The 21,236-nt window shown below is 56.7% G+C and carries 17 protein-coding genes and 2 pseudogenes; 13 read left to right on the top strand and 6 right to left on the bottom strand.

Annotated features, from left to right (window positions below):
- Positions 1-996 (top strand): DsbA family protein, encoded by a 996-nt coding sequence (locus tag ACTX90_RS17065; RefSeq protein WP_443442529.1) that lies wholly within the window; start codon positions 1-3, stop codon positions 994-996.
- Positions 997-1,912: 916 nt separating this feature from the next.
- On the opposite strand, the gene ACTX90_RS17060 is transcribed toward ACTX90_RS17065, so the two are convergent.
- On the bottom strand, positions 1,913-3,106 hold the full coding sequence (locus tag ACTX90_RS17060) for an alcohol dehydrogenase catalytic domain-containing protein (protein ID WP_443442528.1): 1,194 nt from the start codon (positions 3,104-3,106) through the stop codon (positions 1,913-1,915).
- A gap of 551 nt (positions 3,107-3,657) precedes the next feature.
- Here ACTX90_RS17060 and ACTX90_RS17055 point away from each other — a divergent pair.
- From ACTX90_RS17055 to ACTX90_RS17045, 3 genes are all read left to right on the top strand, one after another.
- Positions 3,658-6,303: an excinuclease ABC subunit UvrA gene (locus tag ACTX90_RS17055; RefSeq protein WP_443442527.1), complete on the top strand. Its 2,646-nt coding sequence runs from the start codon at positions 3,658-3,660 to the stop codon at positions 6,301-6,303.
- A 566-nt stretch (positions 6,304-6,869) separates the two neighbouring features.
- Positions 6,870-7,433 carry a type 1 glutamine amidotransferase domain-containing protein gene (locus tag ACTX90_RS17050; protein WP_443442526.1) on the top strand — a complete coding sequence of 188 codons (564 nt, stop codon included), beginning with the start codon at positions 6,870-6,872 and terminating at the stop codon, positions 7,431-7,433.
- Positions 7,426-7,737 (top strand): putative quinol monooxygenase, encoded by a 312-nt coding sequence (locus ACTX90_RS17045; protein WP_443442525.1) that lies wholly within the window; start codon positions 7,426-7,428, stop codon positions 7,735-7,737. Before ACTX90_RS17050 ends, ACTX90_RS17045 begins: the two co-directional genes overlap by 8 nt.
- Positions 7,738-8,122: 385 nt before the next feature.
- Here the strand turns inward: ACTX90_RS17045 and ACTX90_RS17040 are convergent.
- Positions 8,123-8,376, bottom strand: a pseudogene (locus tag ACTX90_RS17040) (transposase); the annotation flags it as partial.
- 320 nt (positions 8,377-8,696) lie between these two features.
- Here ACTX90_RS17040 and ACTX90_RS17035 point away from each other — a divergent pair.
- The 3 genes from ACTX90_RS17035 (at position 8,697) to ACTX90_RS17025 (ending at position 11,013) form a co-directional block, all read left to right on the top strand.
- Positions 8,697-8,855 (top strand): type II toxin-antitoxin system YoeB family toxin, encoded by a 159-nt coding sequence (locus tag ACTX90_RS17035; protein ID WP_443442524.1) that lies wholly within the window; start codon positions 8,697-8,699, stop codon positions 8,853-8,855.
- Positions 8,856-9,328: 473 nt separating this feature from the next.
- The gene (locus ACTX90_RS17030; protein WP_443442523.1) at positions 9,329-10,498 is read left to right on the top strand and encodes an ImmA/IrrE family metallo-endopeptidase; all 1,170 of its coding nucleotides are present in this window, start codon (positions 9,329-9,331) and stop codon (positions 10,496-10,498) included.
- 2 nt (positions 10,499-10,500) lie between these two features.
- Positions 10,501-11,013 carry a DUF4411 family protein gene (locus tag ACTX90_RS17025; protein ID WP_443442522.1) on the top strand — a complete coding sequence of 171 codons (513 nt, stop codon included), beginning with the start codon at positions 10,501-10,503 and terminating at the stop codon, positions 11,011-11,013.
- Here the strand turns inward: ACTX90_RS17025 and ACTX90_RS17020 are convergent.
- Positions 10,997-11,866 carry a DUF6602 domain-containing protein gene (locus tag ACTX90_RS17020; RefSeq protein WP_443442521.1) on the bottom strand — a complete coding sequence of 290 codons (870 nt, stop codon included), beginning with the start codon at positions 11,864-11,866 and terminating at the stop codon, positions 10,997-10,999. The two genes, ACTX90_RS17025 and ACTX90_RS17020, sit on opposite strands and share 17 nt — an antisense overlap.
- 266 nt (positions 11,867-12,132) lie before the next feature.
- Between ACTX90_RS17020 and ACTX90_RS17015 the strand changes: the two genes are divergently transcribed.
- The 3 genes from ACTX90_RS17015 to ACTX90_RS17005 are packed head-to-tail and all read left to right on the top strand — an operon-like array spanning position 12,133 to position 15,010.
- Complete coding sequence (locus ACTX90_RS17015; protein ID WP_443442520.1) at positions 12,133-12,699, top strand: recombinase family protein; 567 nt, start codon at positions 12,133-12,135, stop codon at positions 12,697-12,699.
- Positions 12,700-12,740: 41 nt separating this feature from the next.
- Positions 12,741-14,198, top strand: coding sequence for a TnsB C-terminal domain-containing protein (locus ACTX90_RS17010; protein WP_443442519.1), 1,458 nt, complete (start codon positions 12,741-12,743; stop codon positions 14,196-14,198).
- A 2-nt stretch (positions 14,199-14,200) separates the two neighbouring features.
- Positions 14,201-15,010, top strand: a complete 810-nt coding sequence (locus ACTX90_RS17005) for an AAA family ATPase (RefSeq protein WP_430267896.1) — start codon at positions 14,201-14,203, stop codon at positions 15,008-15,010.
- Positions 15,011-15,456: 446 nt separating this feature from the next.
- On the opposite strand, the gene ACTX90_RS17000 is transcribed toward ACTX90_RS17005, so the two are convergent.
- The gene (locus ACTX90_RS17000; protein WP_053799095.1) at positions 15,457-15,828 is read right to left on the bottom strand and encodes a VOC family protein; all 372 of its coding nucleotides are present in this window, start codon (positions 15,826-15,828) and stop codon (positions 15,457-15,459) included.
- A gap of 58 nt (positions 15,829-15,886) precedes the next feature.
- Here ACTX90_RS17000 and ACTX90_RS16995 point away from each other — a divergent pair, with 58 nt between their 5' ends.
- The gene (locus ACTX90_RS16995) at positions 15,887-16,312 is read left to right on the top strand and encodes a MarR family winged helix-turn-helix transcriptional regulator (RefSeq protein ID WP_443442518.1); all 426 of its coding nucleotides are present in this window, start codon (positions 15,887-15,889) and stop codon (positions 16,310-16,312) included.
- Between the two features lie 538 nt (positions 16,313-16,850).
- Here the strand turns inward: ACTX90_RS16995 and ACTX90_RS16990 are convergent.
- Entirely contained in the window at positions 16,851-17,015 is a 165-nt protein-coding gene (locus ACTX90_RS16990) for a hypothetical protein (RefSeq protein ID WP_285675599.1), read from the bottom strand.
- Here ACTX90_RS16990 and ACTX90_RS16985 point away from each other — a divergent pair.
- Together ACTX90_RS16985 and ACTX90_RS16980 are read left to right on the top strand one after the other, a co-directional pair.
- Complete coding sequence (locus ACTX90_RS16985; protein WP_443444043.1) at positions 16,964-17,737, top strand: DUF4184 family protein; 774 nt, start codon at positions 16,964-16,966, stop codon at positions 17,735-17,737. The genes ACTX90_RS16990 and ACTX90_RS16985 overlap by 52 nt on opposite strands.
- A gap of 553 nt (positions 17,738-18,290) precedes the next feature.
- Positions 18,291-19,763 (top strand): annotated as a pseudogene (locus ACTX90_RS16980) (IS3 family transposase).
- 224 nt (positions 19,764-19,987) lie between these two features.
- Here the strand turns inward: ACTX90_RS16980 and ACTX90_RS16975 are convergent.
- Entirely contained in the window at positions 19,988-21,199 is a 1,212-nt protein-coding gene (locus ACTX90_RS16975; protein WP_443442517.1) for an NADH:flavin oxidoreductase/NADH oxidase, read from the bottom strand.
- Between the last annotated feature and the right edge of the window lie 37 nt (positions 21,200-21,236).

Here is a 21,236-nt window from a genome sequence, read left to right as displayed (position 1 = left end):
TTGCCAGCAGGAGCAGCAGCCCACGAGTATCTTCGTTTACCCACGGCGTTGGTGGTCGTGCCGATCTTCGCCTTGGCAAATGCCGGGGTTGACCTGCGCGGTGGCGTGATGGCCGAAGCCCTGGGCTCGTCGGTGACGTGGGGTGTTATCGCGGGGCTCGTGCTGGGCAAGTTCCTCGGAGTCGGGATCGCGACGTTCCTCGCTGTTCGGATGGGTGCAGGCCGACTTCCGGAGGGAGTCGGTATGGGTAGCGTGTTTGGCGGGGCAGCTCTTTCTGGGATCGGTTTTACCATGTCGTTGCTGATCATCGGCCTTGCTTTCGACGCCTCCTCAGATCTTGGGCGTCAGGCGACTGTGGGTGTTCTTGTGGCGATGGCGCTCGCCACCGTTCTGGGCTGGACGATCTTCAAGGTCGCGGCCCGTCGGTGGGGAGAAGAGACCGCGGATCTGCCGATGACGCTTGACTCTCCAGTGGATCCCGAGGTGGACCATATCCGCGGCTCCGAGGACGCCCAGCTCACCTTGGTGGAGTTCGTGGACTTTGAGTGTTCGTACTGTGCGCATGCCACCGGTTCGTGGGAGGATCTGCACAAGCGTTTCGGGGACGATTTGCGCTATGTCGTGAGGCATCTTCCTCATCATCCTCACGGCCCGCTTGCGGCACGGGCAGCAGAAGCGGCTGCGAAGCAGGACATGTTCTGGCCTTGGCTTGATTTTGTCTTCGCTCGTCAGCATGCTCTCGAACGCGAGGATCTTATCGGTTATGCGGCCGAGCTCGGTCTCGATGTCGAGGCGTTCATTAAGGACCTGGACAGCGCTGAAGTTGCCGCGAGGGTCGAGCGGGATATGGCAAGCGCAGCGGCAAGTGGCGCCCATGCTACCCGGACGTTTTTCGTTGATGGTTGCCGGCTGACGGGAAGCTATGATGCACGCACCTTGACCGCGACATTGGAATCCAGCCGTCGCGGGGCACGCACCAAGGAGAGCCAAGCTTGATGCTGACCATCAAGCCTGAAACAAGGTAGGGCGGGGAGTTCGATCGATTTCCCTGCCCGGCTTTCCTCAGCTGCTGAAGACGGTGATGATGCAGGCGCGTTCTTTTGCCGAGTTTGCGACGTCGGTTGATCCAGTGCTGCCTTTGACTGCAGATGTCCGCTGCGCGGGCCGGCGCCGAAAGACGGTGCCACCTTTCAAAGGTCTGTCGTCGATCCTTCTAGGAGTGGGCGGAGCGAGACACTCGTCGATAATCTTTTTGGAGTGGAGGTCGATGATCAGGGGACCGGGCCAACCCCTGTGTCTGAGGGAGTAGGTTCGCTCCGGAGAGATCGCCACCCTGGATCGGAGGGCGAGGCTCGTCGAGAAAGCAGCGACTGATCTCCTCACACCACCAATCCGAAATGCTTCGCCCAACGAAAGTTGTTGCTGTCCACGACGACTGTAGAGCGAACGCTTCGTCGGGAGAACGAACACTACTTGTTCTTAGTAACCCCCAGCTGCAACGGTGATGGGAGCGCGCTGTCCTAGATGACGAGCAAGCTCGAGAAAATGAGTGCTTCGCTTCAGAGCTGACGGCCGAGCAGATCGCGGAGATCTGAAACAGGAAATGGAAATCACCTTGAACATCGCCAGGTCGTTGTAGAAACGGTAGCGCAGTACATCCTGCGAGCAGCTCCGTTCGGTGGATAGATAAAAGTCTGCGTTCTAGCCTCGTCAGTTCACCCTTCCGAGCCCGGCGGCGATGGGATCTATCCTGAACAAGACGCACGGTTCTCGGCGGGTCTGTCGCCAGTAATCAATCTCATCGACCCATGTGGTATTCCGAGGTGAGCGATGCATCAGGCTAGCAGAGGTGGGGTCGGCCCCGCACGGACCTGGTTTTAGAACAGCTCCGAGCGGGGAACACGGGCAAGGATCAGGATGGGATCATACCGTGGGGATCGATGATGAACTTCTCCGAGACGCCGCTATCGAAGGTGGCATAGGCCTCCGGAGCTTCGTCGAGGCTGATGACCTTGGTGTTGAGCATGCTGCTCAGATAGGGCATCCGGTCCCACAGGATCGACATCATCAGGTCGCGGTTGTAGTGCATGATCGGGGCTTGGCCGCCGGAAATTCTAGGGGACTTGATCCACGCTTTGCCGAAGTCGAGAGGGAATGTACCTTCCTGTTCGGCTTTGGACGTGGCCAACGGGTCGGGGCCGTAGACGCCGATGATGCCGGTGGCGCCGCCGGCACGGGTAGCGTCGATGACCTGGTTGATGGCGTACGCAGGGTTCATATCCTTTGACTCACGGCCAATGCCATGGGCTTCAGAACCAACGTAGTCGACAGCGCAGTCCACCATGGGTTCGCCGAGGATAGCCTCGATCTGGTCGGTCAAGGGCACATCTTCGTTGAGGTTGATGGTCTCGCAGCCGTTGTTCTTCATCAGGTCCAGACGGTCCTGATGGTAGTCGCCAACGATGATGCATGAGGCACCTAATAGCCGTGCTGCTGCTGCCCCGCAACGGCCGACGGGTCCTGCGCCGGCGATGTAGACGGTCGAGCCGGGTTTGGCGCCGGCTTCCATGAGGCCGTGGAACGCGGTTGGCAGGATGTCCGAGAGCAGGGCGAGGTCACGGATCTTCTCCATAGCCTGGTCCTTGTCGGGGAAGCGGAGCAGCTGGAAGTCTGCATAGGGGACGAACATGTACTCAGCCTGTCCACCCTGCCAGTTACCCAAGTTGAACCCGTACGCGCCGCAGGCCGTGTCGGGGTTTACGGTCTCGCACACGTCGGTTCGACGGGCGCGACAGTTGCGGCAGCGACCGCAGGCGACGTTGAAGGGGACTGAGACGAGGTCACCCTCGGAGAGGAACTCGACGTCGGCGCCGACTTCGATGACTTCCCCGGTCATTTCGTGACCCATCACCATGCCCTGCGGGACGGGGAAGGAGCCACGGTATATGTGCAGGTCGGATCCGCAGATATTAGTGGCGACGATTTTAAGGATGACTCCGTGAGGCGCTCTCTTGCCGTTCGGCATTTCGAGCTTCGGAAAGTCAAGGGATTCGACGCGCATGTTCCCAACGCCGTCGAACACGACGGCGCGATTGCTACTTGCCATGACGATCTCCTTTATTGGTGGATGGCCTGAGCGCGACGGTGCCCTAATTATTTAGGAGTCCGTGCTCCGCGACTCTAGCTATTGCCGAGCGTAGACCTGCAAGAAATTCAGATCAAGAGTTATTGGATTGCTGTGGCACGTTGCTAGGTGATTTACAGGTCGCTTAGGCGCTGGAACCCAGGTTGGCGGTGGTGTTCTCTTTCGGTTTGGTATCGTTGCAAGGTCGTGCGACGCGTGTCAGAGACTGATCGCGCGGTGTGAAATTCAGAAATCCATGGGTTTCGGTTCCTTAGCCATGCTGGTCGGGCCATAAATGAATCGGGTCAATGCATAGACATAAGCATTGGATAAACGCCTTTTGCGACGAGGCCTTGGTTGGTCTGTTCTTGAATTACATGAGGACCGCCTTAAAGGTAGAAAGCCACGCCCAGCGGATCGGTCGTTCCTCGCGCTCACAAAGCGTGCCACAGACACGTGAACCGTCAGAAATTCAGTCCCCGAGCCTGCGAGATTGGGGAAACGCGTCGCTAGTAGTTGCTAGTATCGCGAATATGGTCAAAGCATCCGTGCCCGCGTCAGCGCAGTCCTTGCCCGTTCAGCCAAATGTGAGTGTTTTAGGCGCTCGTGAACACAACCTTCAAAATATCGATCTCACGGTGCCCCGTGATGCGCTGGTGGTTTTCACCGGGGTCTCTGGCTCGGGGAAGTCCTCTCTGGCTTTTGGAACGCTGTTCGCAGAGTCCCAGCGCCGCTACCTAGAGTCGGTCGCTCCCTATGCGCGTCGTCTGATTGACCAGGCTGGCGTTCCGGACGTCGATTCGATTACAGGTATGCCGCCGGCCGTTGCTCTTCAGCAGCAACGTGGAGGTCGTAGCGCTCGCTCTTCGGTCGGTAGCATCACGACGGTGTCTTCGCTAGTGCGCATGCTCTATTCCCGGGCCGGACACTATCCTGATGATCAGCCGATGCTCTACGCCGAAGACTTCTCTGCCAACACCGTGCAGGGAGCCTGCCCGGAGTGTCACGGCATAGGCCGGGTGTACGAAGTCCCTGAAGACAAGATGGTGCCCGACCCCTCGCTAACGATTCGCGAGCGGGCTATCGCCTCGTGGCCAAAGGCCTGGCACGGTCATCAGTTGCGCGATGTGCTTGTCGCCCTCGGGTACGACGTGGACGTCCCCTGGAAGGATCTGCCAAAGGAAGAGCGTGACTGGATCCTTTACACAGATCAGACTCCGTATGTCCCGGTCCATTCGCGGCTGACTCTCGCCGAGGCGCGGGCCGCAATCGCGCGGGGTGTCGAACCTAGTTACTCGGGAACGTTCGTGGGTGCTCGCCGGTACGTACTCGACACGTTCGCGAGTACCAAGAGCGAGGCAATGAAGCGGCGTGTGGCGCAGTTCCTTACAGTCGCTCCTTGCCCCGCTTGCCATGGTAAACGGCTCAAGCCGGAGGCTCTATCGGTGACATTCGAAGGCCTAGATGTCTCAGAACTCTCCAGCCTGCCGCTGGCACAACTCTCGGTGCTGATCGAAAAAGCAGTCGAGCAGGCCACCGCTGATCTCGACGGGATCGAGAAAGCAAGTCACACAACAGACGACGCAGCCCAACCAGATGCAGCGCAGCAGCGCGTCGATGTCAGGGAAGCGAACCACTCAGCGGGAAGGCTGGCCGCCACAGCCCGGCTTGGCGCAGAACTCGTCAATAGGCTACGGCCCATCATTGACCTAGGGCTGGGGTATCTTTCCCTGGGGCGAACCACTCCCACACTCTCCGGCGGAGAATTGCAACGACTGCGTCTGGCGACCCAACTGACCTCTGAACTCTTCGGGGTGGTATACGTTCTCGATGAACCTTCCGCTGGATTGCATCCGCAGGATGTCAGCGCGCTGCTCGGCATTCTGGACGGTCTCAAGCGACGAGGCAACAGTCTATTCGTCGTCGAACATTCGGTGGACGTGATGCGCCATGCTGACTGGCTGGTTGACATCGGACCCGGCGCGGGAGAGCGCGGCGGTCGCGTCGTCTACAGCGGGCCTACCGAAGGGCTCGCAGAGGTGGAGGAATCCGTCACCCGCCGGTATCTGTTCGAGAGCAGCGGACTGCTTCAGCGGACGCCCCGCCAGCCACAGGGATGGCTGCGCCTCGAGCAAGTCACCCGTAACAATCTGCACAATGTGTCGTTATCCGTTCCGCTCGGGGTGTTCACCGCTGTCACCGGTGTTTCAGGATCAGGCAAGTCGAGCCTAGTCAGCCAGGCACTACCGGCGCTGATCGGCGAACGACTGGGTCGGACTGCGCAGGCGGAGGATACTAACACGCCCGAAGATGACGAGCTTTTGCTGTCGGATGAACCCGAGGAGGTCAAAGGATCGGTCCGTGGAGACCTCTCTGCGGTGCGCCGCGTCGTAAGCATTGACCAGAGGCCTATTGGACGTACCCCGCGTTCGAACGTCGCCACCTACACCGGGCTGTTTGATCATGTGAGACGGAGGTTCTCCGAAACGCCCGAGGCTCGTGCACGCGGGTACAAACCGGGTCGATTCTCCTTCAACGTCGCTGGTGGCCGTTGTCCAACCTGCAAGGGGGAAGGATCGGTGATGGTAGAACTGCTATTCCTGCCCTCGGTGTACACCGAATGCCCTGACTGCCACGGTACCCGCTACCAATCCAGCACGTTGGAGATCATCTGGCGCGGCTGCAACATCGCGCAGATTCTCGCCATGAGTGTTGAAGAGGCCCACGATTTCTTCCATGGGGAGTTCGATATCATGCGCTCGCTCAGGGCGCTGATCGACGTCGGTCTCGGGTACCTGCGGCTCGGACAGCCGGCTACCGAGCTGTCCGGAGGTGAGGCGCAACGAGTCAAGCTTGCTTCTGAGCTTCAACGATCCCAGCGTGGAGACACTCTTTATGTACTTGACGAACCTACCTCAGGGCTCCACTGTGCAGATTCCGACCGGCTTGTGGCTCACCTACAGACACTCGTTGAAGCAGGAAATACTGTTGTCGCGGTCGAGCTCGACATGCGCGTTGTCGCAGCGGCCGACTACGTCATCGACCTCGGCCCGGGCGCGGGTGAGGACGGTGGCACAGTGGTATCCAAAGGAACTCCCGAGGAAGTCGCCTCGCGCGGAGTCGGCGCGTCGGCACCGTACCTCAAGACGGCATTCCATGAGGCCGCCTCCCGCGGGTGAGTGCCGGTGGGCTTCGCGGAGGGAGCTGGCCCGACTGGTGAGCACATCAAAAGAGTATGTGCTTTGCCTGATATGGAATCCAGGTTGCGTGCTTGTGGCGCAGGCATTGACGATGAGCCGGTGGGATGTTCGGACAAAATTCCCTGAATCGTCTGGTGCAGTTGATGCAGTTCACTGGTGGCATCAGATGCCAGGCGTTTTATGCCTCAAAACCCTGGGGCGGATCAGATGAGAAAGGAAAGTCAAAGCACCCGGGATTGCCATATGCAGTGGTTCTTTGACGGTTTGCACTGCTTGAAGGGCCAGTCGTCATCGCAAGTTTGGCCCTGATATAAAAGTAAAACAGTCGACACAGGGATCTCATCGTTGGCGACAAGACAAAGTCGCATCAGGTAGTCACCTAGGCCTTGTCCTTGGGCAGGCGGGCTGATGCCTATTGGAACTTCGATGAGTACACTGACGACTGGCCCAGGGGAGTGCTGCACCTAGATTATGTTGTCCTTTATGGACAGCTGATGACCCGCCTACACAGGCAGGTCACCACCTCTTACAGAACGGAGCGCAAAATGGCAGACGATTTGAAAGGCAAGCGGGTCGCGATCCTTGCCGCAGACGGCGTGGAGCGCGTCGAGCTGGAACAGCCGAGACAGGCTCTACTTGATGCCGGCGCCACGACTGAGTTGCTGTCACTGCACGAGGGCGAGATCAAAGCCCGAAAGAATGACCTGGATGAAGCGGGGACATTCTCGGTAGATGCCCTAGTGAAATCAGTTTCGGTCGATGACTATGATGCACTGCTGCTTCCTGGTGGCACGGTCAACCCGGACCAGCTTCGGTTGGATGCCGATGCGGTAGGTTTTGTACGCGATTTCGCGGCCACCGGCAAGCTGGTCGCCTCGATCTGCCACGGCCCATGGACGCTGATCGAAGCCGGTGTCGCGAACGGTCGGACGCTGACTTCCTACCCGAGCATCCGCACCGACTTGCGCAACGCCGGTGCGAATGTCGTGGATCAAGAGGTAGCAGTTGATGGGAATCTCATCACCAGTCGTTGGCCCGACGATCTTCCGGCTTTTTGCTCCGCGATCGTAGAACAGCTCAGCGAGGACAAGGGAGGCGACCATGATTGAGGTTGCGTTGTCAGTAGTACTGCGAGCCAAGCCAGGCAAAGAAGAGGAAGTCGCGGAGTTTCTCCGTAGCGCGCGCTCCATTGTCGAGCAAGAAGAAGGCACGAGAGCCTGGTTCGCCTTGAAGTTCAATGCATCGACCTTCGGGATCTTTGACGTGTTCCCAGACGACGAGGCCCGCCAGACTCACTTGTCTGGAGGCGTTGGTCAGGCGCTCGCTGCCCAGGGAGCAGATCTGTTCAGCGTAGACCCGAACATTGAGAACGTCGATGTGCTTGCATATAAGCTACCCGGTGAAAGCGTGTAGAGGACTAATTGTAGTGTTTTTACCGGGTGTGCTCTTCATGGTCTGCTTTAACCCACACCGGGAAGTCAGCTGACGGCACATAGTAATCCCGAGCTGGGCATAGGGTTCCCCCGCAAATGATATGTAGTTAATTTTGTCAAGGTGGGCATGGCAAGGCGACCCCGCATCCGAAAGGGTGCGGGGTCGCCTTAATGGTTCCAGTGGACCTCGATCTGCAGGCCGGGTCGTGACTCGTGCTGTGTTTCACCGACGACGTGGTCGATTCTGATATCAGCGGGTTGGTTACCGCATGACGATGTTTCGGAGGGAAGTAAAGCCGCTGGTCTAGGAGCGATCGTCGCGGGCTATCAGCGTCTGGGGCAGGCAGCAAATCGCCGCGGTTCAGAAAAAAGTCGTTCTTCCGTTTCACCTCCAGCAGTTCCTTGCGTAGCTTCTCGTATTGGGCCCATTCCACCGGCCCGCGTTCCTCGGTTTCCGCTTCGGGGTGCTCGGTGCGGTAAGTGCGGACCCAGTTGCCCAGGGTTCCTTCGTTGATGCTTAGAGAGGCTGCGACCTCGACCAGGCTCTTCTGGGAGGAGATCACTAGTTCGACTGCTTCGGCACGGAACCCCGGGGGGTGAACTTCTGACGTGTGGACATGCACTCATTCTCCTACGAACGCGTGTCTCACAACATCTCTAATGGTTCTTGGCAGGTCTGGGCGTGTTTCTTGTGCGGCACACCCAGAAAGCAGCAGTGAAGTAGAGCAACGTTGAGGATAGCTGGAGAGCAGGCATCGCCCAGATTTCCAGTTACCCTCGTCAAATCTCTAACGTCGGTGCCGACAACCCTTTGCGGAAGCATTGCTGCTGCCCTCCAAGGATGTTGCCCCCGGAAATGGTCACTGACTTCGCTGACCGCGCACTGGAAGACCTAAGGCCGTAAAAACACTCAAGCGCGTTAAACTGCTGATCGAGGACGTGCCACGAGACGATCTAATTGAAGGTTTCGGAAAGCTTGAACTTTTGAAGCACGCACTGGCTGACGTCTGGCCGCGACGCATCGATGATGTCAATCGCATGGTGTATATCTCTGAGGACCGCGGGGTGACGATTCTCCAATCAAAATATCAGTACTAACATAACCTTTTATCGTTCTTACGCTGTTACTAAGACCTACTCGCCTAAGCGGAGTTTTTGGCCGATAACCGACGTTATGTAAAATTGAAAAGACCTTATTTGCTTCTACTGCACATAATGAACTTTCGGGTAAAGCCTCGCATCGATCCCCACTCTGGCTTGGACTGAGGTTTATCAGTAATCGGGTCCGTCAGGTTTGCGACATCTTCTGAGCTTGTCAGTGAGTGTTATCCCTGTCATGAGTCTTTATATAACTTGTAGGAGTGCGCCAGGCCCCAGTCGGCTTACGACAAAAATGGCTATGTAGATTCTCACCAAATAAATTGCCCAAGGTGGAATCTGCGCTTCGGCTCGTTCGGTTTGTCCCTAATTGTCTGTCCGACCGGTAGAATTAACAACATCCACCGCGACTGTCCGTATTGGAAGCGACCCGCTTAGCTTAGAAAAGTCTGAAATATCCTAGGATTGCCAACATGACTACTGCCACCGTTCAAGGAGCTGTTCTTGAGTGGGCATTGGAGGATGCTGGGGTAAATAGGGTCGAGATCCTGGAAGCAGTTGGACTTAGTGCGACTGCGGGGCAATCTACACATCTTTCCGGCCCTGTCACCATCGACGAAGAAGACCTGAAATACATTGCGAAGGCAACGCGGCGCTCGGTCTATTTCTTTGCTCTTCCTGTTCCCCCCACAACTAGCCGGCATTCGGTGGATGCGAATTTCCGGGCGCCTATGTCCCACTCCGGCCAAGCCCGGACACTCAGCCCGGACGAACGTGCTGCGCTCCGAGAAGCGAAGCGGCGCCAGCAAGCCGCCGCAAAAATAAGCACGGAACTAGGACACGCCAAGGTTCAATTCCCCTCTATTGGTACTAACTCGAACCCTGAGCAAGCAGCACTGAGGATTGCTACATGGCTGCAATGGGAGGATGTAGGTACCCGTCGCAGGCGAATAAAAAGCAAGTCCCAGTTGTTTGTAGCGATCCGGGATGCCTTAGAAGGCCAAGGCGTGATGACGAACCTGTTGCCGATCCAAGGCGACTCCCTTCGGGGCTTTACTCTCCACCATGAGTACGTGCCGCTAATCTTCGTAAATTCTGCTGTAAAACACCCCGCGGCTCGTTCCTTCACGCTTTTGCACGAACTCGCACATCTGTTACGGGGGATCGATAAGGCATGTGATAAGCATGACCTGCAGTCTCGTACAAGCGAAGAAGCCTGGTGCAACCGCTTTGCTGCGGCTTTTCTCATGCCGAGGGAGGAACTCAGCGCCTACATGGGTAAATACCTGAAGAAGGAATTTATTCAAGACGACGACATCGACTCCGTTCGACGCATTGCTGGGTACTTCTACTGCAGTTACTTTAGTGTGGCTATCCGCTTGAAGCAGCTCGGACTCGCAAACGGTGGCCTCGTAAATGCAGTTTCAGGCGGTTTTGTAGAGCCCGAGCAAGACGGATTTGCGCGTGGAGGACAGACACGGGCGCAGAAGCGGATTGCTGCCTATGGCACCGGCATAGCCCGGCTGTTTGGTGAGGCTCTTGAACGCACTAATCTCTCTGAGATTGAAGTACGAAAGAGCCTCAATCTTAAGTCTCAAAATGAGCTCCGTAGTTTCCTTACATTGGGCCGGGAGGCCGTGTAGAGGTGACACAGATTTATGTACTCGACAGCTCGGCTTTGCAGGCTTTGAATAAGCTAGCAGCGCATGATGTCACACTCACTGAAAAACTCACAGATCTGCGAGATAAATCCCGCATCATTTACTGTGAGGCGGCAAAAAATGAACGGCAGCAGTATGCCAAGGGCGAACCTGTAACTATATGGGCTGCCTCTGGCTGGCGGAGTTTGAAAGACGCAGCGGAAGTCCGCTACCAAAGTGTCCATTCGGTGTGCGTTGATTTTGGATTGGATCCATCCCAACAACACATTCTGGATATTAATAACGAGGAAACCGACCAGCAGCAAGCCATCGTTACGATCGCTTTGGCTCAACAGCTGACGGCGACCTACGACGTCACGGTCGTCTCCAATGAGGAATGGACGACAGAGGATCGATGCACTGTGCCCGAAGCCTGCAACTTCCTTCGAATCGACTGCTGCATGGTGGAGGAATTCTTGGACCAGGAAGCCATCACGCTTGTTACGATAGCTCCATGACAGGATCATGATTTTTAGCATATCGAATTCTCTTGGTGCTCACCTTGTCCAGATAGCGATCCAGCCAGGCCACATCGGCAAACCCTCTTGCACTAAGGACGTCCAGAACGGCCTTGATGAATAACAACATCCCTGTCCCATGATCGACCCGCACTTGTTCACCCATGGGTAGGTTATAAGGCCTCCAGAAGCCTGGTTCTAAGCCGCCGAGCTCTGCAAGTGGCTTTGAATCTTTCTCCCCGGCTTTCGGTGCGAAAGGCATGAGAATTTCGTATCCGTCAGCTGAGCGGGGATCAAGAGTCCCGAATAAGGCTGCATCATTTACTAGAAAGAATTCTGGTCGGGCATTCTCAGGCAAATCGTAGAACCATTTTGCAACAGTTTTGGGATGAGACGTTGCCTCATGCGCAAAAACCGCAAAAACCGGTCGTGGGTGTTGGTGGCTGTTCAGTGCATGATGCTTCCGGACTTTCTCCACAATGTCATTTTGAACATCGGTCTTGCTCAAGTTTCCTTTGACCTCGATGGCCAGAAGTACTGATTCGACGGGGAAAATCAACTCGTCAGGTGTTTGGCCAAAGAGAATTGGATGCGAGGTATTCGACAGCACAAGTGCGTCCATCTGCGCGGATATTTGACCATCTGAGTCAAGGACTTCCCCGTTGGAAACCCGAGTCGACGGTGGCAACACCTTTTCCAGCACCTTAATTATAGAATTCTCGTCGGCTGTTCCTCTGGTCCCAATGTGATTAACTAGGCCGGCAATTTCTTGAGATTCGATACGCAAAATATTGGAAACAGCGTTCCAATACTTCTGTACCGCTGGAGGAGCAGAGCGCTTTGATGAAGTCATAGTAGAGAGTCTAAACGGGCGCGAACCTCTTGTATTTCCGACTTCGAAACAGAGTATGGAGAACCTCGTTGTGTCGTCGAATTCTCCACCGAGCTACCGCGCTTCAAAAACGTTCGTTTTTGACACCCTGAAACTGAAGGATTTGCATCACGCCATTTCAGTTGAAAATTCAAGGGTCAATTTTTCGCACAGGGGTTCAAAACCCAGTTCCATATTCTATGGGTCAGTTCTATTGATGTTTGACGAGTTTTGATACATTTCATGGCATGGGACATCTTCTTGGATATGCGCGAGTGTCTACTGGTGATCAAGACGCGCGGTTGCAGCACGACGCGCTCACTGCTGCCGGGTGCTATCGAATTTTCACCGATACCGCGTCAGGTGCTCTAGAGTCTCGCCCCGAACTAGACGCAGTATTAGACCAGCTGCGTCCAGGCGATACTTTGGTGGTGTGGTGGCTCGATCGTTTAGGTCGGTCCATCCGGCACTTGATTGACTACCTTGATGCTTTGCAGCAACGGGGTATTGAGTTTCGTTCGTTGCAGGAGAATATTGATACCAGTTCCTCGGGAGGACGGTTAGTCTTCAATATTTTTGCCTCCTTGGCCGAGTTCGAACGGGATCTGATCAGAGAGCGAACAAAAGCCGGTCTACAGGCTGCTCGTGCGCGTGGCAAAGTCGGCGGCCGTCCCGCCTTGCTCACGGCTGATAAGCTGCGCACCGCCCGACAACTCTATGAGCAGCAGGAAATGACCCTCACTCAAATTGGCGAAGTACTAGGAGTTAGTCGAAGCACCGTCTATCGTGCATTGTCGAAAACAGCGCAAGAATAAAACCCTCGACCTCAGACCATGCCAAGGTTCAGAATGTAGCCATGCCTTCGAACGGTGCACGGCCTGAACCAGCAAGTCATCAGGCACGCGAAGAAACAGCCGCCAACCGATGGGACATCCTTGCCCGGCATATCAACGGTGGACAAACTCTCGTTGAGCTAGCCAATGAAAGCGGCGTAGGGCTGCGCACATTGCAGCGATGGAAAAATGCCTACGCCCACGATGGGATCGCCGGATTACTGCCTGCCAGGCCGGCCCGACGAGATTCGAAAATCCACCCGCAATTGGTAGCTTTCATTGAGCGATGCGCGCTGCAGACACCGGTACTGAGCATCGCTCAAATTTATCGAGATTCCCTCAGTGCAGCTGAAAAGAATGGGTGGCCAACAGTTTCCTATGGCAGCGTCCGTTCAATCGTGCAAAACCTAGATCCAGCAATGCGAACGCTAGCACTTCAAGGTCCAGTCGCTTATCGAGATAAATATGAGTTGGTGTGGCGGCACCGTGCAGAGGCACCAAATGCAGTCTGGCAAGCTGATCACACCGAACTGGACATTCTCATACTTGATGCGAATCAGAAACCAGCCAGGCCATGGCTGACAGTGATTCTGGATGACTACTCGCGCGCGGTCTGTGGATACATGGTTTTCCTCGGTGCGCCTTCTGCCATCTTTACAGCGCTGGCCCTTCGAGATGCTATTTGGCCCTCTGGTGACCCAGTATGGCCGATGTGCGGGATACCTGATCGTCTGTACGTTGATCACGGCACTGACTTCACCAGCTTGCATTTATCTCAGGTTGCTAAGGATCTGAACTTCGAGATCGTTTATTCAGCGGTTGCACGTCCACAAGGACGAGGGAAGATTGAACGGATCTTCGGAACGGTCAATACTGAGCTGCTACCGACATTGCCTGGCCATCTCATTCGCGGTAAACCATCTTCGTCACCGAAGCTCACCCTTAAAGAGCTCGACAGCAAAATCGAGTCTTTCATTACTGAGGACTATCACCAGCGAACACACCCGGAGACTAAAGTGGCGCCCACAGCAGCATGGCTCAGTCAAGGCTGGCTCCCGCGCATCCCTGAGTCCATTGATGATCTTAATCTGCTGTTGCTCACCGTTGCTAAATCTCGAATGGTGCACCGAGATGGAGTGCATTTCCAAGGGCTTCGCTACATTTCGCCCTTGCTAGCAGCATACGTGCGGGAACAAGTCACTATTCGGTATGACCCTAGAGATATTTCGGAGATCCGAGTGTTCTACCGAGACTCCTTTATTTGTAAAGCGGTCGATCCTGAACATGAGTCAAGTACGGTGACGCTCAAAGATATTCAAGCCGCACGCAATGCGCGCAAGCGCGAACTGCGGAATCAAATCAATCTCAAACTGTCACTTGGATCCCCAACCGAGGCGAACACAGATTCGGAACAAGCGCCACTGACGAGTGCTGCACCATCAGCCAGAAAGAAGCTGCGTACGTATCAGGAGGGAAGCTAATAGTGAGCTCGAAACTCATCGTCACCAAAGAACATCGTCGCTTTATAGAGTTTGCGGATTCGGTCAGGAGACAGAAAACCATCGGTATTTGCTTTGGGCAGGCAGGTGTAGGAAAAACGAACTCAGCTCGGGTTTATGCGAGCTGGGACAAGCTAGAGCCATTTCTTCAAGCGTGGGGGCCACGTAGCGACAACGACGAGCGTATGTATGCGGCATGTAATCGAAAACGTACAGTGTTCTACAACCCTCAAGTCATGACCACAGCCAAACTGCTCAAATCCGAATTACGGCTCGTATCCACGAGATTTAGCATTTGCGTTGATGAACATTTGATCAGCCAAAACAACCGTAGCTCACCACCCCACGACCGACCTGGGAACGTTCAGCTGATAATCGTTGACGAGTGCGAACGCCTGAACGCTGTTGCAGTGGAATATCTGAGAGACTTTCATGACCGGACCCAAATCGCGCTGATTCTTATCGGCATGCCTGGGATGGAAAAGCAGTTCAGCCGCTATCCGCAACTATATAGTCGCATCGGGTTCGCCCATGAGTACAAGGCACTTGGGCAAGATGAAATAGTTTTTGTGTTGCAACGGTGGTGGACCAAACTTGGCCTGACGCTCAACATGGATGATTTCACCGATGCGCAAGCGGTAGGGGCTATTCTCCGACTGACTCGTGGGAATTTCCGATTGATCATCCGGCTCTTCGCTCAAATAGAACGGGTTATGAAGATCAATGAGCTCACGACGATCACTGATGAAGTCGTAGAGGCCGCTCGTTCAACGCTTGTCATTGGCCACGCATAGACCGCCATCTTTGCTGCAAATAACCGCCAAACTAAACTAACAGTCACATGTTGAGTTTTCAGCTGTCGAAGATTCTCGGGCAAGTCAGCGGATGGGGGTGTCAATAACGACCGTTTGTGATTCGGCATTCTCTGTGTCCAGAGCCCCTGAAGTTGGCGCATCAATCTTCTGGCGATGCGGTTGCGTCGGATGGCGTCAAAGTGCGCCGTAACTTCACTGGGCATTTTCTCGGGCGAATATCTGTACATCCGAAAAATTGAGGGTTCGAAGTTCCTGAAACAATCAAGTCAATAGTTCACAACGTCCCGTAAGTCGAGCGGCTTACGGGACGTTGTCAACTAATGTGCGCAGGCTGCGCTGAACGAATCCACGGGCGAACCTTCCGGCCGAGAGCGTCGTTGCAAGCAACCGCTTGCCACATGGGGACTGTGCCGCTTTATGTTGGGCTAGCCGCGTGTGGCGCGGTCATGAATAGTAACTGTGTAACCGTCGGGATCCTGAAAGGCGAAGGTCGTCCCAAAGGGTCCTTCAAATGGTTCACGCAAGATGGTTGCATCCGCGCTCACCAGTGCGCGATGCATAGCAACTGCCTCAGGGTCATGGAGCCAGATCGCGACGCCAAGTCCTGGCTTTCCGGAATCGAGATCCGCACCAGGCTCAGGATCGCGGACAGCGAAGGCTGGCTGGGTGTCGAAGACGACGGCGTGCGGGGGCGAGAATGGTGCGCGGGTCAGGCCCACTGTGTTCTCGTAGAAGGCTGCGGCCCTCTCAAGGTCACGTACCTGCAGGGCAATGAAATCGGGGCCTGTGACGGACATGATGATTCTCCTTATATGTCAGTTTTCTTACATGAAAATTCTATGTCAGAATTCTTACATGAGCAAACATCAACCTCAGGTCGGGTATCTGATTAAGCAAGCACAGTCATTACTTCGCATTCACATGGAAGACGCGTTGCGTCCAATGGACCTCAGCGTGTCACAGTACTCATGCCTGCACAGCCTTCTTCGCGATCCGGGCATCTCCGCTGCAGAGTTGGCTCGAGCCACGTTCATGACGCGCCAATCAATGGGCACAATGTTGCAGCAACTGCTAGAACGCGGGCTGGTTGAACGCTCCAAGCCATCGGCGGGCGGCCGTGCGTTGCCCGCTGCGCTCACAGAGGCGGGTGCGACGCTTCTTTCCGCTGCACAAGCCGAAGTGGACAAAGTTGAGCAGCGAATGCTCTCGGGACTCAAACCTTCGGATTTAGAGTCACTCGGCTATGGGCTGAACCTATGCATCAATGCGCTCAGAGCTTGAGTTTGCAGGCAAATCAGGCTTCGCGAAAGCAGCAACGAATCATCACCATGGGGCAGCGCTTGAAGTTCCGCAGCGGGTAGTGCCTAGTGGATGCAGGCCGGTGTGGCCAAGGGCGTGGGACTGGTTTATTACGTATTGCACCGTGAGCTCGTTGCGAATCCCGTCTATGGGCTATGGGCTGAAGTTCAGGAGAACCGCCAACCGGAAGTTCGACTTCCCATACGTTCATTTCAAGAGAGGAGACGACACCTATCGTGGATCTGCGTGGATTACTCGGATCCAGTTCTCAAACTATGGGAGCGCGTCATACTCCCGCGGTTTTTCTTCACCAGGTCTCGGGAATCCACGCCTCAGATTTCGCTGAAGACGAAACGACCAACGGTATTAGATCTCTAGCCCGAATCGAAGCCGTGCTGATGGTCGTGACAACAATGTCCACCCCTCAGTGGATACGGTTGCAGCGGACGGGGATCGAGCTATCAGGGCTTGCGCCCCGGCTCTATAGTGAATATTCCTAGCATTGCCGAAAAGGATTAGCTTACTTTGCCCGCCAGGGCGAAGCACTGTCAATTTTCGGCTCCATTCTGTCATCATTTTCATAAGAGAGCTCACTTGCCAGCCACATTTGCACATCCAGCAGCGATACTCCCTTTGCTGAGGTATCCATTTGTTCCAGCAGCCCTCGTCGCGGGGGCAGTTGCACCAGATTTTCCTTACTTTATGAGGATTCCTGTTGCGGCCGAAGACTGGTACGAACCATTCGTGAACGCAACTTACACCCATTCACTAGCAGGAATGATCACAGCCACCGCGCCAATCGCGCTATTGATCTTTCTACTCCTGCGGTTCCTCAAGCGACCTCTCAAGTATCTAGCTGGCCGGAGCGAACATGGAACTTCTGAGATGCGCCCCCTCACGCACCACGTGCTATGGACGCTTGTTTCTGTAATATTGGGGATTCTTACTCACGTGGTGTGGGACTCTTTTACGCACGGAGATAGTTGGCTCGTAAGCCGAATCCAAGTGTTGCAAGCACCCATGATCTTCAATATTCCCGTCAACCGCTTCTTGCAACATGCGAGTAGCATTCTCGGCGTTTTCTTTCTGGCGTTCTGGGGCGCACGACGGCTGAAATCAGCGGAGCGATCGTCGAGCAAAATGCGGGTTGCGCCCAAAACACTCATGACGCGCATCCTCATAGCCTCATCGATCGCTCTGGTGAGTATCGCATTATCAGTGAGGAGTATCGCTCAAACCCTTACGGGTGAATCCTCTCTCGAGTGGGCATCGGTAATCACTGTATTTGTAAAAAGCGGGATATCCTCGGCATCCGTCTTACTCGTAATCTATGCAGTCATATGGCATGCAGTACGCCTCGCTCTGAAGATTATGAATCGAGCGAAGGTCCAAACAGCTCTGGAGTAATCGGTGACATCGATTTTTTTGCATATTATTCTTGACCGCGGAATTATACAGGCGCAAAAATTCAAGCCAACGATCCAGTCCGCATCGATACTTCCATAGTCACTTGCGCAAGCAACCTGACAGGATCTTCCTAGAGAATACAGCCACCGCAAGCACTATGCCCATGCAGAGGAACTCTGCGACGAGGCTTACCTCATCGTTCATTAACCGCGCGTCTTGTCCCGTAACGGATTGTACTGATTGCGCCAGGCGAAGAAGCATTCGTCACCGCTAAGCGTTCGATCTGCTAAGCAGCTCTTTCACTGCGTAAGTGCCAGTCTCTTCAGCATGCACTGCATCCTGATCCCTTGAGACTGATTGCATGCCCAGGCCCGGGCCTGGAAGAAATGGGCGTCCGCTGGCGCGGCCGGCGGGGTCGGGGGGGGCACACAGTGGAGTTGGCCCACCGACAGGGCCTGGAGGTCACCGCCCTGTCTGTCAGGGTTGAGTGAGACCACCGGTTCATAGCAAACCACCCTCCCCAGACAGGGCGAGAACAGGACCAACCTCCACCATGAGCATCGCCTCCATCCACCCAGCCACCGGGACCATGCCGGAGAATAGGACCATGGATTCCACCCAGCCCCGCCCGGAGCAACCGCAGCGCCGCACCATCACCCCGGCCCAGAAACTCGCCTACCTGCACGGTTACGAACAAGCCATCCAAACCGGCGAAGGCCGCGGCTACCTGCGCGCCAACGCCCTGTACTCCTCGCAGATCGTCGAATGGCGCAGGCTGCGCGACGCGGGAATCCTCGACGGGAACACCACCTCCAGCACCGGGAGCAGGACGGGCAAGCTGAGCAAGGAGCAAGCGGAAATCGCCCGACTGAAAAAGCAGCTAGCCACCAGCGAGCAGAAGCTGGCCACCACGCAGACCGCCCTGGACATCATGGGAAAAGCGCACGCGCTCTTGGAACAAATCTGAAAAGAGCGCGGATTCCAAGTAGAAGTACGCAGCCTGCTCACCGACACCTACCAGCAGCTGCTCGGCGGCGGGGTACCCACCCGGCAGGCCAGCGCCCTGTCCGGGGTCAGCCGGGCGACCATGCACCGCCACCAGCGTGCCGCGCGGGCCCCGAAATCAGCGTCCACGGCGCCGCGTCCGGCACCGGCGAACAAGCTCACCGCGCAGGAGGAAGCCCTGATCTTGGAGACGCTGAACAGCGAGCGGTTGATCGATCAGGCACCCGAGCAGATCTACGCCACCTTGTTGTCTGAAGGAACGTATTTAGGCTCGGTCTCGGCCATGTATCGGCTGTTGCGTCGTGAGAAGCAGGTGGCCGAACGCCGCCGGCAGGCCCGGCATCCAGCCCGAAAGGTCCCGGAACTGGTGGCGTACCAGCCTGGAGAGGTGTTTACCTGGGACATCACGAAACTCGCTGGGCCGGCCAAGGGGACCTACTTTGACGCGTACGTGATGATCGATATCTATTCGCGCTACATCGTCGGTTGCTAGGTCCATGCCCGTGAATCCGGGGAATTGGCGCGTGAGTTCATCGCGCAGGTATTCGCCACCGACCAGATCCCCAAGGTGGTCCATGCTGACCGTGGCACGTCGATGACCTCGAAGCCGGTGGCGGCGTTGCTGGCGGATCTGGACGTGCTCAAATCGCATTCGCGGCCGAAGGTCAGCAACGACAATCCGTATTCGGAGAGCTGGTTCAAGACCTTGAAGTATCTTCCGGTGTTCCCCGAGCGGTTCGGTTCGCTGGCCGATGCCCGGGAATTCATGGACCGGTTCGTGAAGGCGTACAACGGTCATCACCGGCATTCGGGGATCGGGTTCCATACGCCTGCGGACGTGCATTTCGGGATGACTGGGCATGTTGAGGACCAGCGGCTGATGGCGTTGCAGAAGGCGTGGGACGCGCATCCCGAACGGTTCGGTCAGCGTCGCATGCCGAAGAAATTACAGATGCCTGAGGCCGCGTGGATCAACGAACCGGTGAAGCAGGAGGAAGGTGAAGAGATGCTCGCTGCTTAGCATCCTTTGGTCTCACTTGACTTGAAAATTTCCGAACCACCAAGACGGTTCTTCTCTGATGAGGTCCTGCACGTTATGCACATAGACGGTGCCCACGTGAGCACGCGGGCCACGGGTTACGCCCACCGCATAGGTTTATCAGAGACACTCAACGACAGGCATTGGCACCAAGCAGGTGATGCTCCTGGTTTTCCAGGAGCATCACAAGTATTAGCCGAGTTTCGCTAGGCGCCGGTGTACTGCTCGGAGCGCGTCAGCGGGGTTTCCCCGGACTCCGCCAGTCGCTGCAGGGTGGACAGGCGCGGGCCCAGGGCGCTTCCGAAGCGTATGTCCCAGTGGTCGAACTCGTCGGCCGCCAGCGCGCGCCGTGCGTGGTGGACCCAGTTCGGGTTGTCCAGCATCTCGCGTCCCAGCAGCACGATGTCCGCGTCCTGGTCTTCGATCATCCGGCTTGCCTGCTCCGGATCCACGATGAAGCCCACGCAGGCCACCAGCGCATCAGTGCCGGCCTTGATGGCGCGAGCGAAGTCGGCGTGGAATCCGAAGCCGCGGCGCACCCGGGTGTCGCTGGAACGGTCGGTGGTGATGCCGCCGGAGGAAGTGTCGATGACGTCCACGCCGGCGGCGTTCGCGTGCCGGGAGAACTCGACGATGTCCTCGATGCCCAGGCCGCCGTCCAGCACGCCGTCCACCGAGGACACCCGGTAGGCCAGGATGATCTCGTCGCCGACCACCTCGCGGATGGCGCGGATGACCTCCAGCGGGTAGCGCATGCGCCCGGCGGTGTCCCCGCCGTAGCCGTCGGTGCGGGTGTTGGAGATGGGGGAGAGGAAGGAGTGCAGCAGGTAGCCGTGGGCGCCATGCAGCTCGATGTAGCGGAAGCCCGCCTCGGCGGCGCGGCGCGCGGCGGCCGCCCACTGGGCGACCGACTCGGCGATCTCCGCCTCGCTCATCTCGGTCGGTACCGGCCAGTTCGGGCCGGCCGGCAAGGCCGAGGGGCCGACGGTCTGCCATGGCGGGTTGCCCGCTTGGGCGTCCGTTTCGTCCAGCGGGGCGCCGGCATGCCACGGCTCGCGCACCGAGGCGCGGCGGCCTGCATGGCCCAGCTGGATTCCGGGGACCGAACCGTGGGCGTCCAGAAGGTTGGCGATGCGGGCCATGCCCTCCACGTGGGCGTCATCCCACAAGCCCAGGTCGAAATGGGAGATGCGGCCGCGCGGCTCGATGGCCGTCGCCTCGACGATGACCAGCCCCGCGCCGCCCAGGGCGAAGCGCCCCAGATGGGCCAGGTGGAAGTCGCTGACGAAGCCGTCGACAGCCGCGTACATGCACATGGGCGAGACCCCGGCCCGCAACGGCAGCGTGGTGCCGCGGATGGTCAGGGGCGTGAAGAGCGCCCGCTCCTCGGGGTTTGCTGTGCACGCGTCAATAGTCATGCCAGCACTCTACCGAGCAGCCGGGCGGCCCGGGCCG

Origin of the sequence: Glutamicibacter soli (genome assembly GCF_052322135.1) — a bacterium.
GTDB lineage: Bacteria > Actinomycetota > Actinomycetes > Actinomycetales > Micrococcaceae > Glutamicibacter > Glutamicibacter soli.
Note: the sequence above shows the minus strand (reverse complement) of the source record. Positions and strands in the feature narration are given on the sequence as shown.

Coding starts and splice junctions, on each gene's coding strand:
- ACTX90_RS17000 (WP_053799095.1), bottom strand. CDS start 15,828: ATGTCCGTCACAGGCCCCGATTTCATTGCCCTGCAGGTACGTGACCTT.
- ACTX90_RS17010 (WP_443442519.1), top strand. CDS start 12,741: ATGCCTTCGAACGGTGCACGGCCTGAACCAGCAAGTCATCAGGCACGC.
- ACTX90_RS17050 (WP_443442526.1), top strand. CDS start 6,870: ATGGCAGACGATTTGAAAGGCAAGCGGGTCGCGATCCTTGCCGCAGAC.
- ACTX90_RS17045 (WP_443442525.1), top strand. CDS start 7,426: ATGATTGAGGTTGCGTTGTCAGTAGTACTGCGAGCCAAGCCAGGCAAA.
- ACTX90_RS17055 (WP_443442527.1), top strand. CDS start 3,658: ATGGTCAAAGCATCCGTGCCCGCGTCAGCGCAGTCCTTGCCCGTTCAG.
- ACTX90_RS17015 (WP_443442520.1), top strand. CDS start 12,133: ATGGGACATCTTCTTGGATATGCGCGAGTGTCTACTGGTGATCAAGAC.
- ACTX90_RS17030 (WP_443442523.1), top strand. CDS start 9,329: ATGACTACTGCCACCGTTCAAGGAGCTGTTCTTGAGTGGGCATTGGAG.
- ACTX90_RS17020 (WP_443442521.1), bottom strand. CDS start 11,866: ATGACTTCATCAAAGCGCTCTGCTCCTCCAGCGGTACAGAAGTATTGG.
- ACTX90_RS16975 (WP_443442517.1), bottom strand. CDS start 21,199: ATGACTATTGACGCGTGCACAGCAAACCCCGAGGAGCGGGCGCTCTTC.
- ACTX90_RS17060 (WP_443442528.1), bottom strand. CDS start 3,106: ATGGCAAGTAGCAATCGCGCCGTCGTGTTCGACGGCGTTGGGAACATG.
- ACTX90_RS16995 (WP_443442518.1), top strand. CDS start 15,887: ATGAGCAAACATCAACCTCAGGTCGGGTATCTGATTAAGCAAGCACAG.